Below are 12,085 nucleotides of genomic sequence, written 5' to 3' on the forward strand. Positions count from 1 at the left end.
CAGCCATATATATCTATTATATATGGCTGAATTGCAGTTTTATCAAACATCTGTCATTCATCAGAATTTAGGGAATAGTAAATGGATTTAAAAAATTTAAAAGAATTTAAAGAATATACACGAATTAAAAAAATTGATGTCAGAAAATGGCTGCTCCGCGGGCATGCGCCCCTGTATACATTTATATTAATTGTATTCGCTGCAGCTGTTGTTTTTATGTTCAGTACCATACATTCTATGTTTAATAATGAAAATACATCGGACAATCCATCGGATGAAGTTTCCGTTTCTACAGAAACAACCGGTTATATTGCCGATAACCAGTCCTATATGCTTGCGATTAATAAATCAAAGAATTATCTGATTGTTTATAAAATGGATGCCACCGGGGAATTTACAAATATATTCCAGATATTCCGTTGTTCCGTGCCGCAATCCCTTGCCACCGGTGAAACTTCCATCACTGACAAATTTATCTGGAAAATGTTTGATCCAAATGTCTATGGACACTATACGGTACAATTTGGCAACAATGCCTATTTACATTCTGTACCGTATACCAAGCAGGATACAATGACACTAATTGTCAGTGCCTATAATAATCTGGGTAAATCGTCATCGGTCGGTTCTGTTGCATTAACCGCAGCCGATGCTAAATGGATTTATGAAAACTGTGGTTTAAATACCAAAGTAAAAGTATATGAAGATTCAACCGAAAACTTCGATAACCGGTTATCTGAACTGACAACACTTGCTGCAGATGCCAAATATGACCCTACAGATCAGGGTGCTGTAAATAATGCAGAAAACAACATCGTCAATACTAAAATTGCATATATGACAGGAACCCGTGACTGTACCGTTGCTTTAAATTCAAACTTTGACATCTGGACCGGTGTTTACGCAAAAGATGTAAATAACAATGATATCACTTCATATATCACAGCTACAGGAAGCGTTGATACATCAACGCCCGGTGTATATAAAGTCATTTACTTTTTAAATGACAGCTTTGGTACAAATTTAAAATACTACCGTTATGTAACGGTAACAGATGAAGCGGAGAGTACTGTGCCTGCCGAAACTACAGCTCCGGCAACAGCCGCTGCGACACAGCCGGCACAAACCGATACAACGACACCAGCTCCAACCAATTCACAGCCTGTAACAGCTGTCACAGAAGCTTCAACTTCATCAAACAGCACAAATAACGGTTCTGATAACAAAAGTCAGATTAAGCCGACCAACAACACCGGTCAATAATAATTTAAAATAGTCAAAATTTTCAAAAGGAAAAACCGGACAAAAACAAAAGATAAATAAAAAATGCATAAAAGAAAATGCGAAAAACTGTATATTGACAGATTACAGTTTTTCGCATTTTTTATTTTACAGCTGCTCGTAGTTTTAATCTCTGCGTAAATGAACGATATTTCTTGCATTTCTCTTATTTTCATCTACGATTTCTGCATAATGGCGGCGGGTTGTATTGACGTCTTTATGTCCTAAAACATCGGCAACTAAATAAATATCCTTGCTTTCCTGATACAGATTCGTACCATATGTACTGCGCAGCTTGTGCGGCGTAATGTGCTTTACGGTTGTAACAGTAGAAGCATACTTTTTCACCAAAAGTTCTACTGACCGCACGCACAGCCTTTTTCCGACAGAAGATAAGAACAGGGCGTTTTCATGCCCCTCTTTTGGATTTAGTTCTTTCCGTTCCTCCATATACGCAGATAACGCTTCTTCAACTTCATCGCCAAAATATACAAAACTTTCAGCACCGCCTTTACGGACGACTTTGATTCGGTCATTGTCAAAATCAACATCCTTCATATCCAGCCCGACACATTCCGATACACGGATTCCCGTCCCCAGCATCAGTGTAAGCAGCGCTAAATCCCTTGTCTTTAACTTTTCATGGCGCTTTAGCTGTGCCTTTGACAGTTTATTGCCAGATTCCACATTGTCTAAAAATTCTGCCACTTCATTAACATCTAAACGCGTAATAGCCTTGTCATGAATCTTTGGCATATCCACTTTAAGCGTTGGATTCTCCCCAATCATTTCATAACGGTAGTAGTAGGCATAAAAACGGCGCAATGCACACAGCTTCCTTTTTGCTGCGCGTTCTGAATTGCTAACTTCTTTACCTTCTTTATCATATAATTTTACATACCGCAGATAATCTGAAATATCCTGACCTTTAAGTTTTTCAAGGTCTGCCAGTGTAAAATCCTTTACTGCATAATTGGCATACTGCGGATATTCACATATCAGAAATTCAAAAAAACCCTTGATATCCATTGCGTAAGCAACCCTTGTCCTGGGCTGCTTGGAATATTCAAGACTGTTAAAATACTCTGTACAAAACGACGGAAGAATTTTCAGTAATTCGTTGAGTTTTTTTGTATACTTTATCGTTTGCTGCTGGGCATATGTTTTTGTTTCGGCCATATTTCCTCCATAATCAAAAAAGCAGAGGAGCGTTCATATAACATAATTTATAATTGCAGACAGTATCTTTGTAATATATAGCTTCGCTAAACCCAAGTTTAACGAAGTTTTGTATTTCTTTTTACATAAATCACCGTCTATCGTTTATTTTCTTACTTAGCAACCAGTTTTCCGTTATATAAACGTTTCTGTACTACATTGATTTTAAATTCTTTTTGATACTTTTTAATCTTATTCAATTCATTTTCTGTAATAATGGATACACATAATCCTTCCTGACCGTTTCTTCCGCAACGACCGGCTCTGTGCAGATATTCCTTGGATTCTTCAGGAAGATTCACATTAATCACGGTTTCAACATTATCAATCTGTAAGCCTCTGGCTGCAACATCCGTTGCCAAAAGATACTGAACCTTTCCGGATTTAAAATGTTCAATTGCCGTTTTCTTTTCCTGCTTATCCTGATTCCCGGATAACGCAGCTACATTATAATGATGATATTGAAGCTTCTGATAAGATTCTTCAAGGTCATATCTGGTATTAATAAAAACCATGACCTTATCTGAATTTAACGCCTTAGCGATTTTTCTTAAAGTTTCAATCCGTTCCCGTCTGTCTGTCACAATAAAAATATGCTTAATCGTTTTTGGAATCAGACTTTCATTCTTTTGCTTTGTATCTAAAACAACCGCATGATATGTAATCTGATTAGCAATCTGCCGTGTCTTTTTATCAATACTTGCCGAAAACATCAGCACCTGCGTATACTTCATCAGTGATTTACGGATTGCAAATATCTGTTCGCAATATGTCTTGTCCATCAGCTTATCCGCTTCATCAATCACAAGTGTCTTGACATCATGTACCCGCAGCTTTTTCTGACGGATTAACTGCAAAATACGCGCCGGTGTACCTACAACCAGTGAAGGCTTTGTTTTAAGCGATTCAATCTGGCGGTTAATATTTCCCTCGCCAATCAGAAATAATGCCTTATATGGCAGCTGTGCGCCTTTAAAGAGCAATTCTGCTTCATTACACACCTGAACTGCAAGTTCCTGGGTCGGAACAAGTATCAACGTCTGTATATATTTGCTGTCCGGCTGCATCGTTGCAATCACAGGCAGTAAATAAGCCAGTGTCTTTCCCGAACCTGTGCTGGAACAGCCGATAACATCCGTTCCTTTTGTTACCGGCTGATAAGCACGCTGCTGTATCGGGGTCGGTGCTGTAATATTCCGTTTATTTAAAACAGCGGTCAGTGCCTTTGACACCCCTAATTCTTCAAATGTCATCATACAAATTCTCCATTTCACTCTATCTGACTTTATCGTTATACTTCTATATTATACACGATTCTTACGGAAAATCCAATGACTTGATTTGTTTTCCAATTGATTACAGCTGCTGCAATTCCATTACACAAAACACAGCTTCTTCGCAGCGGCGCCTCTGTGCAGATATTCTTTTCAGTGCTTTTAATTCGTCTGTGGCTGACCGTAATAATAAATGATCAGATTCTGTCCGCTGTATAAAATATCAGAACTCATATGATTCATCTGCATGATGGAGCGGATATACTGTTCTTTGTTCTCTGCGCCTGTATTGTAACGTGCCTCGATATCCCATAACGTATCACAATCTTCAATAGTAATGCTTGTATAATACCGTTCCAATGCATTCTGTCCTTCTTTAACAGAAGCATTTGCAATTATCATTCTTCCCCCAATACCGGTTACTGCAATTAAAAGGACCGCTGCTAAAATTGCGTGAATGATGCGTATATCCAGCCTTCTGACTGCCGCAATAACTCCTGCCGGTGAAAAAAGTCCTGCTATAATTCTTACCTGCTCTTTTTTTGTAACTGCCATCATACCATTCATAATCGTATCCTCGCTTTCCAATGAAACTCAAACATTTGTTCTTTTGAATTGATTGTATTATATCTCTTGAACATATGTTTGTCAATACATAATCGAACATATATTCCGAAAAATTGTTCTGAAAATTTGTTTGCATTTTTGCGCATGATATGTTACGATAGTTCTATAAATTTATGGAGGTTATGGTCTATGGCATATGGCAGAATTACAAAAAAGCAGACTGAAATATTAGAATATATTAAGTCCCAGATTTTAAATAAGGGCTATCCGCCATCAGTACGTGATATCTGTACGGCAGTCAATTTAAAGTCGACTTCTTCTGTACATGCACATCTGGAAACCCTGGAAAAGAATGGATATATCCGCAGAGACCCTACAAAGCCGCGTGCGATTGAGATTATAGATGATAATTTTAACCTGACAAGACGTGAAGTTGTCAATGTTCCTTTAATAGGACAGGTTGCTGCCGGACAGCCGCTCTTAGCTGTTGAAAATATTACAGGTTATTTTCCGATTCCGGCGGAATTTATTCCGAAAGAAGAAGTCTTTATGTTAAATGTCAAGGGGGAAAGTATGGTAAATGCCGGTATTTATGACGGCGACCAGATTATTGTTAAGCAGCAGTCTACCGCATCTAATGGAGAAATTGTTGTTGCGCTTGTAGATGACTCTGCTACTGTAAAGCGTTTCTACAAGGAAAACGGACATATCCGCTTACAGCCGGAGAATGATTTTATGGAACCTATTATTGTAGATTCCTGCGAAATTATCGGAAAAGTCATCGGATTAATCCGTATCAATATTGATTAAAAAACAGACACCCATCTACAATAAAGTGGATAGGTGTCTGTTTTGCGTTAACCTGTCTTCATGTTTAATAACTTCTATCTGCAAAATATGGTGTTTCCATGTATCTTTTAATATCGTCAATCTGCTCATAATGTGCAAGCGCCCACATCAGCTTCATCACAACCGCTTCTGTCGTCATATCTGCAGCAACAATAACCTTCTGCCGTCCAAGAGTCTGCCCAACCTCATAGATACTCAGGTCAATTCCCTCGTAAATGCATTGCGTTGTAATGACAACTGCGACTCCGGCCTCAATCAGTTCATGTATCTTTGACACGATATCCTCATCAACATTCGGAATTCCGCCGATACCAAAGCTTTCAATAATAACACCCTTATACTGTGTGCGGATAAAATCAAATAGCTCTGTTCCGATTCCCGGAAAGATTTTCAATACAAAAATATCCCGGCAGACCTTTGTATCTATTGCAAAATCACCGGTTATTTCCTCACTTAATTTATCCAGATGCCCGGAATAAGTAAGCAGCTGATTATACGTAATTTTGCCCAGTTTAATCTCAGCAATCACCGGAAAATTAATACTTTTAAACGCATCGGAGCTTCTTGTTTTAATCTTCATGGCATGTGTACCGTTGATTACAATTCCGTCAAATGCAACATACACACCGCGGATACCCTCACACGCAAAACGAATCGCATCGGAGAGATTCTTTTTGGCATCGGTATACAATGCCTCTATCGGAATCTGTGAACCGGTAAACACCACCGGCTTTGCAAGATTTTTTAACATATACGTAATGCCTGCCGCACTGTATGCCATGGTATCCGTACCGTGTGCAATAACAAAACCGTCATATGCATCATAATTCTGTGCTATCGTTTCCGCAATCCGCGCCATCAGCTTCGGATTCATATTGGTACTGTCCACCCTCATCACGGAAATGCCCTCCAGATGACAGATAGACTCAATTTCCGGAATATAAGTAAGCAGTGTTTTTACATCAATCGACGGTGTCAGCCCCTCTGATGATTCAGAAGACGCGATTGTTCCGCCTGTCGCAATTAATAATATTTTCTTCATATAGTCCCCAATCCGCCGTTAAACGGCATTTTTATTTTTCCACATAAACAGACCTGTAAAACCGAAAATTATCGCCAATGCAATGCATGAAAATGAAAGCCACATATACGGTAAATACTCAAATGTCGCAACACCAAGAATTGTTGCCATATAAATACCGTTGTCACTCCACGGAATCATTCCGGCTGTCAGCGTACCGCCAATTTCAGCATTTCTTGAAAGAACCCGTCGGCTGTAACCCATTTCGTCATACTTTTCCGCCATGATTTTCGGTGTAAGGACCAGTGAAACATACATTGCACTGCCAAGCAGACAACCTAAAAATCCAACAATAATCGTAAATACGGTCAGCGTTCCACCATTGTTGATATGTTGATAAACCTTTCCGGCGATTGCCTTAATAATACCAATCCGGTCAAGTAATCCGCCAAATCCAAGCCCCAGAATAATAATTGCCACCGACCACAGCATACTGTTCATGCCGCCACGTGAAAGCAGTGAATCAATAAATTCGATTCCCGTATTCATTTCAAGCTGTACCCATGCTGTAGAAATGGCCTTTACCGGAGTCAATCCCTGAAATATAATGCCCCATACAATTCCAAGTCCCGCACCAAATGAAATAACCGGCAGGGACGGCATTTTGAGTATCAGTAAAATAATAACAACCAGCATTGGCACAAATGCGAATAAACTGATATGAAAATTTTCCTGAAGTGCTGCCATAACGCTATTGACCTGTGTCATATCCGCACTGCCGCCGCCCAGGCGGAAACCAAGAACCGTAAATGCAATGCCTGTAATACCAAATGCACTTAATGATACCGGCAAAATACCGCGTACATGGTCAATAACATCAATATCCGCCATTGCCGCAGACAATACGCAGCTGTCTGAAAGCGGTGAAAGCTTGTCACCGAAATAAGCACCGGACAATACGGCTCCGGCTGTTATTGGTGCCGGAATTCCAAGCGCTGAACCGATACCCATCATGGCAATACCGGATGTTCCGACTGTTCCCCATGAAGTACCGGTTGCAATCGATGTAATACTGCAAAGAATCAATGTTGCCAGTAAAAAGATAGACGGATGTATTACTTTTAGACCGTAATAAATCAGACTGGGTACAATTCCGCCGGAAATCCACGTTCCGACCAGCGCGCCGACCGCCAGCAGGATTAAAATAGCGCTCATGCCGTCATAAATGCCTTTCGTGACCGCATGTTCCATTTCCTGATAGGAAAATCCATTTCTTTTGCCAACAGCCATTGCAAGAAACCAGGCTGCAAAAAGTGCAAGATGTATCTCGATGCCAGACTGATTGCATAAAAATGCCAAGGCAAGAAAGCCGCCTAATACAATAACTGCCTGTAATAAAGTGGTTTGTCTTTTCATGATTATGATTCTCCATTCTCCTACGGGTAATATATCTTACACGTATGCTTTTACTTGAGTAGATGTATCATATCATTGAATTCCGTCAAAATCAATCAAAATACTTTATTTTTATTTTCCAATTTTTGCTTAATATATTATCAATATTCGACCGTAATTGTGAACTACCCATTGTCTTAAGCCAATGGGCTTCCTGCTTCATCGACCTCGTAACCTACTATCTCCACAGGCGTTAATTTGGGCAGTCCCTGCCCTATATATTTCTTTATGCTATTTGTCTTAATCCTTCTGTCAGTATATTTTTCGCGGCATTGATATCCCTGTCATGTTCTGCTCCGCATTTCGGACATATCCATGTCCTCACTGACAAATTTTTTGTATCTGGATTCTGATACCCGCAAACAGAACATAATTGACTACTAGCATAAAATGTATCTATTTTGATGTATTTCCTGCCATTCCATTTTGCCTTATACTCTAACTGTCTTGTCAGCTCATACCATGATACATCACTTATGACTTTTGCCAGATGATGATTTTTTACCATGTTTTTTATCTGTAAATTTTCTGAAACTATCACTTGGTTTTCGCTGATAATCTCATGTGAAACTTTATGTAGATAATCTTTTCTTATATTCCTTATTTTCTCATGGCATAATGCTATCTTTTTCTTTGTTTTATAATAGTTCTTACTTCTCTTTCCTTTATGTGACAGTTGCCTTTGCAGCTTTACAAGCTGTTTCTCGTATTTTTTTATAATTTTTAGATTCTCATATACTTTCCCATCGGAAGTAATACATAAATCTTTAATTCCTAAATCGATTCCTATGTTATGATTTGTATGTGCCAGTTCCTTATGCTCCGTTTCTACAAGTATGGACACATAGTATTTTCCACTGGAAACCTGCGAAACAGTCACTGACTTAATCTGCCCACTATATTCCCTGTGTAACCTTGCTTTTACCGCTTTTAATTTTGGCAATTTTATCTTCCCTGTCTCAAAATCTACCGCAATATTTCCATTTGTGAAGTTTGTTGTGTATGATTTATGGCTATCGTGTTTGCTCTTGAATTTCGGATATCCTGCATGCTCCTTAAAGAATTTTTGATATGCAGCGTCCATGTTATAGATTGCGTTGGTCAGAGCAAATTTATCTATTTCTTTTAACCATTCATAGTCTTTCTTTAATTCTCTGTTACAGTAATTATTACAATCCGTTTTACTAACTGACTTTTTCTCTTTCTCGTATATTTCTTTCCGATATGCCAATGTCTGATTGTAAACAAAACGGCAACAGCCAAATGTTTTTGCAATCTGAATTCTTTGTTCACTATTAGGATATATCCTGTATTTATATGCTTTTAACACCCACTGTCGCCACCTTCCTACCCTTGATTTTCTATATATTTTCTCAACATCTCTTCTGAAACATTTCCTACACTGCAGACAAAATATCCGTCCGTCCAAAAAGTATGTTCTTTCCAGAAATGTTTTCGTAGATAATCCGGATATCTTTTCCAAATATGATATGTTGTATAACTCTTCATCAGATTTACTATTTTACTAATAGACATTGTTGGTTCTGTTTCTATCATGTAATGAATATGATCTTTATCTGTCTCTATATATCTGATAATGACTTTATGCTTTTGACATATCTCATAAGAAAACTGCTTTATATCATCTGATATTTGTTTTGACATCAGCAATTTCTTTCTATACTTGCATACGAAAATAATATGATACTGTAACAAATATTTGTGTCTGTTTTTTGATTTCCACATTCCCATAACGCAAGCATAGCACAAACCTCCGCTTCCGGCTAGCTTAACCCACCGTCTAAAGCTAGTGGGATTGCGGTAGCCCTCTTTCAATATTATTAAGTAAATTTATAAATCAGTTTATTTTTTAATCAATCTCATTTACTTTTTTCCAACACTGCCGCTACTTCTCTTTGCTCTTTTCCGTGACATCGGCTATCTGCTCTATTGTGTAGCCTTTTTCGTTCATACTGATGATAAACTTAATCTCACGCTGTTCCCATGCTTCTTCTGCCGCACTTTCTACAAGGCTTTCTCCTAATCCGCTCACTTTCCTCACATCCTTTCTCAATTCATTTTTCGCTTCAATGTTATATTCTGATTCTATGATACTGATTTTCTCATCTGCCGTCAACTCATTTGTAAATAATGCCCCCAACAGCCTGTGCAGTTTATTTTTCTCTGTATAGGGTGGTAAGTTTTTTGCAAGTCCCAGTAAAATAATGTACAAGAATACTTGCCAGTATGATTTTGTGTGCCAATACCTGTTTTACACTTTCATCGTACTGTTCCATTCCCTGCACTGCACGCACAGTTTTTTTCAATTCTTCGTTCAATCTTTCTCCCCCTTTATTCGATTTTCGATTTCATACTGGAAAATTGGAATTGAGTTATTCCTAAGATACAAATGTAAACACATATTAAATATATATGATATAGATATGCATTTGCATTTGCATTTGCATTTGCATTTGCATTTGCATTTGCATTTGCATTTGCCAAGCCCTGAGCCTAATATCAGCAAAGGCTTCATAGATGTATGTTTTTTGTAGTTGTTTTTGCCTTACGGTATATGTATCATAACATATCCGTCTATATTTTGCAAGTGTTTCTTTATTTTTTATTATATACAAAAAGTCCCTCAGGCGGACTCTGAACGTCTGCCCAAGGGAACTAAGATTATTACGATAATCCAAATTACTGAAGAAGTGAAAGAACACCCTGATTCTGCTGATTAGCCTGTGCAAGCATAGACTGACCTGCCTGCATAAGAATGTTGTTCTTTGAGTAACTAACCATTTCTTCAGTCATATCTGTATCACGGATACGTGATTCAGCGGATGTTGTATTTTCAACAACGTTGTCAAGGTTAGAAATTGTATGCTCCAGACGGTTCTGGACAGCACCTAATGCGGAACGCTGCTTAGAAACCTGCTTGATTGCATCGCTGATTGTATCAACTGCCTTATCAGCATTTGTTGAATCTGAACCGGTTACCTTAATTCCATCTACACCAATAGACTTTGCACTCATAGAATCCATTGTTACAGAAATCTTATTTTCACTCGTCGTATCTGCCCCTATCTGGAAGCTTAACAGTAATGCTTTAGAGCCGTTACTTAATGCTGTTTCACCTGATGCTTATTTTTCTTCTTTTGATATACTTTGCGCCAGTTTTTCTACGGTTTCCTGTGGCAATTCAGCTAATTCTGCGACAGATTTTATGTCATTCCCCATATTAAGAAGTTTTGTGGCAATCTGAATTTTGGTTCGTTCTTCACCGATTCGAATTCCACTGGCTTCACCTTCGCGGCGCCCCTCCGCACGTCCGCGGTTTAAGATATCTTTTGCTTCATAGTTTAATACTTTTCCACCCATTGTCCGGCTCACCCCTTTCGCAACATTTTTATATTTAACAGCAAGATGTTCTATGACTTTACGTGACATATCAAGAATAGCAGCTTTGGCATATCTGTTCAAGTCACCCATCTGGCAGGCGATTTCAAGCCGTTCCCTAATTGAAGCATATTCTGCTTCCAGCTGCTTTAACTTTTTCTTGTTTTCTTCCAGTTCTTTAAAATCCTTCTCATATGCAAAAATATGAAACGGTATCAGAAAAAACAGTTTCCTTTCAAACAATTCATGAATCGTATAACGTTTTACCTTTAATACCGGCACGGTATAGGATACCCTTCCGCCCGGAGTTAAGACTTTAACCGTCATTTCTTCCGGCGTATTTTTAGTATGTCTAAGCGACACAATTGCTGAATCTGGGAATTGTACTGTCAAAATATTTGATGTAAACTCTCTGTTTTCTAATGCAAGCTGTGTATCATACTCAAACATTCGTACAATCATACTGCCGTCCTCGGTACTCTGACATTCAATGTGATATCGTTTGCGCTGTGCTGTATTACAGCCGACAGAGCCGCCGTAAAGCTGATTTTTTAGTACCTGTGGCATCGATGTTTCTTCACTACTGATAATTTCAAAGCTGGAATCCGTAATCCGTTCCTGCTCACTACCGTCCGGCATTTTAATAAAATGCTCATTTTGCAGCAGGCAGATGGTTTCTTTTCCGGTGTAGTGCGTATGAAAAATTTCATTGACAACCGGAATCATTAACTCCGTACAGTCGGTTAAAAGTGTACGGAATACATCATCGTAAGGTGTATTATCCATGCATTGGTTCCTTTCTTTTATTATACTGGACTTGTGGGATTGTCGACAAGCATTTTGACAAATTTTCTAAAATTTTCAAATCTTTTGGAATGAAAACGGATTATAATAGGGTCTAAATAAATCCATAAGGACATTTCAGAATCCGCAGTAAATTCCAAAAAACGTGATAGAAAATACAGACGAAATCTAAATATTTAGATTTCAAATATAAATCAGACTTTAAACACATAATCTT

The 12,085-nt window shown here is 38.4% G+C and carries 11 protein-coding genes and 1 pseudogene; 2 read left to right on the forward strand and 10 right to left on the reverse strand.

Going from position 1 to position 12,085, the window contains the following annotated elements; all coding sequences use genetic code 11:
* The first annotated feature begins 81 nt into the window (after window positions 1–81).
* The gene (locus LI288_RS05940) at window positions 82–1,263 is read left to right on the forward strand and encodes a L,D-transpeptidase family protein (protein ID WP_227089765.1); all 1,182 of its coding nucleotides are present in this window, start codon (window positions 82–84) and stop codon (window positions 1,261–1,263) included.
* A 144-nt stretch (window positions 1,264–1,407) separates the two neighbouring features.
* On the opposite strand, the gene LI288_RS05945 is transcribed toward LI288_RS05940, so the two are convergent.
* From LI288_RS05945 to LI288_RS05955, 3 genes are all read right to left on the reverse strand, one after another.
* Window positions 1,408–2,460, reverse strand: coding sequence for a tyrosine-type recombinase/integrase (locus LI288_RS05945; protein ID WP_227089766.1), 1,053 nt, complete (start codon window positions 2,458–2,460; stop codon window positions 1,408–1,410).
* A gap of 152 nt (window positions 2,461–2,612) precedes the next feature.
* Window positions 2,613–3,755 (reverse strand): DEAD/DEAH box helicase, encoded by a 1,143-nt coding sequence (locus tag LI288_RS05950; RefSeq protein ID WP_227089767.1) that lies wholly within the window; start codon window positions 3,753–3,755, stop codon window positions 2,613–2,615.
* Window positions 3,756–3,935: 180 nt separating this feature from the next.
* A complete protein-coding gene (locus LI288_RS05955) occupies window positions 3,936–4,361 on the reverse strand; it encodes a LysM peptidoglycan-binding domain-containing protein (RefSeq protein ID WP_227089768.1) in 426 nt (141 codons plus the stop codon).
* 168 nt (window positions 4,362–4,529) lie between these two features.
* On the opposite strand from LI288_RS05955, the gene lexA reads away from it, so the two are divergent.
* Window positions 4,530–5,150, forward strand: coding sequence for a transcriptional repressor LexA (lexA, locus tag LI288_RS05960; protein ID WP_227089769.1), 621 nt, complete (start codon window positions 4,530–4,532; stop codon window positions 5,148–5,150).
* 64 nt (window positions 5,151–5,214) lie between these two features.
* Here the strand turns inward: lexA and LI288_RS05965 are convergent, their stop codons facing one another.
* From LI288_RS05965 to LI288_RS05995, 7 genes and pseudogenes are all read right to left on the reverse strand, one after another.
* Window positions 5,215–6,231 (reverse strand): asparaginase, encoded by a 1,017-nt coding sequence (locus LI288_RS05965; RefSeq protein ID WP_227089770.1) that lies wholly within the window; start codon window positions 6,229–6,231, stop codon window positions 5,215–5,217.
* Window positions 6,232–6,249: 18 nt separating this feature from the next.
* Window positions 6,250–7,626 (reverse strand): Na+/H+ antiporter NhaC, encoded by a 1,377-nt coding sequence (nhaC, locus tag LI288_RS05970; protein ID WP_022432920.1) that lies wholly within the window; start codon window positions 7,624–7,626, stop codon window positions 6,250–6,252.
* A 265-nt stretch (window positions 7,627–7,891) separates the two neighbouring features.
* Window positions 7,892–8,995, reverse strand: a complete 1,104-nt coding sequence (gene tnpB / locus LI288_RS05975; protein WP_227089771.1) for an IS200/IS605 family element RNA-guided endonuclease TnpB — start codon at window positions 8,993–8,995, stop codon at window positions 7,892–7,894.
* Window positions 8,996–9,012: 17 nt separating this feature from the next.
* Window positions 9,013–9,417, reverse strand: coding sequence for an IS200/IS605 family transposase (gene tnpA, locus LI288_RS05980; protein WP_320055223.1), 405 nt, complete (start codon window positions 9,415–9,417; stop codon window positions 9,013–9,015).
* Between the two features lie 154 nt (window positions 9,418–9,571).
* Entirely contained in the window at window positions 9,572–9,898 is a 327-nt protein-coding gene (locus tag LI288_RS05985; protein ID WP_227089772.1) for a hypothetical protein, read from the reverse strand.
* 467 nt (window positions 9,899–10,365) lie between these two features.
* A pseudogene (locus tag LI288_RS05990) lies at window positions 10,366–10,770 on the reverse strand (flagellin); the annotation flags it as partial.
* A 39-nt stretch (window positions 10,771–10,809) separates the two neighbouring features.
* Window positions 10,810–11,850: a hypothetical protein gene (locus LI288_RS05995; protein ID WP_227089773.1), complete on the reverse strand. Its 1,041-nt coding sequence runs from the start codon at window positions 11,848–11,850 to the stop codon at window positions 10,810–10,812.
* Window positions 11,851–12,085 lie beyond the last annotated feature (235 nt).

The sequence above is a fragment of the Lachnospira pectinoschiza genome, from assembly GCF_020564355.1.
In the GTDB taxonomy this organism is placed as follows: Bacteria; Bacillota; Clostridia; order Lachnospirales; family Lachnospiraceae; genus Lachnospira; species Lachnospira intestinalis.

What these genes read in the sequence shown, in the direction of transcription:
- LI288_RS05940 (WP_227089765.1), top strand. Translation starts at nt 82, where the DNA reads ATGGATTTAAAAAATTTAAAAGAATTTAAAGAATATACACGAATTAAA.
- LI288_RS05945 (WP_227089766.1), bottom strand. Translation starts at nt 2,460, where the DNA reads ATGGCCGAAACAAAAACATATGCCCAGCAGCAAACGATAAAGTATACA.
- LI288_RS05950 (WP_227089767.1), bottom strand. Translation starts at nt 3,755, where the DNA reads ATGATGACATTTGAAGAATTAGGGGTGTCAAAGGCACTGACCGCTGTT.
- lexA (WP_227089769.1), top strand. Translation starts at nt 4,530, where the DNA reads ATGGCATATGGCAGAATTACAAAAAAGCAGACTGAAATATTAGAATAT.
- LI288_RS05965 (WP_227089770.1), bottom strand. Translation starts at nt 6,231, where the DNA reads ATGAAGAAAATATTATTAATTGCGACAGGCGGAACAATCGCGTCTTCT.
- nhaC (WP_022432920.1), bottom strand. Translation starts at nt 7,626, where the DNA reads ATGAAAAGACAAACCACTTTATTACAGGCAGTTATTGTATTAGGCGGC.
- tnpA (WP_320055223.1), bottom strand. Translation starts at nt 9,417, where the DNA reads ATGGGAATGTGGAAATCAAAAAACAGACACAAATATTTGTTACAGTAT.
- LI288_RS05995 (WP_227089773.1), bottom strand. Translation starts at nt 11,850, where the DNA reads ATGGATAATACACCTTACGATGATGTATTCCGTACACTTTTAACCGAC.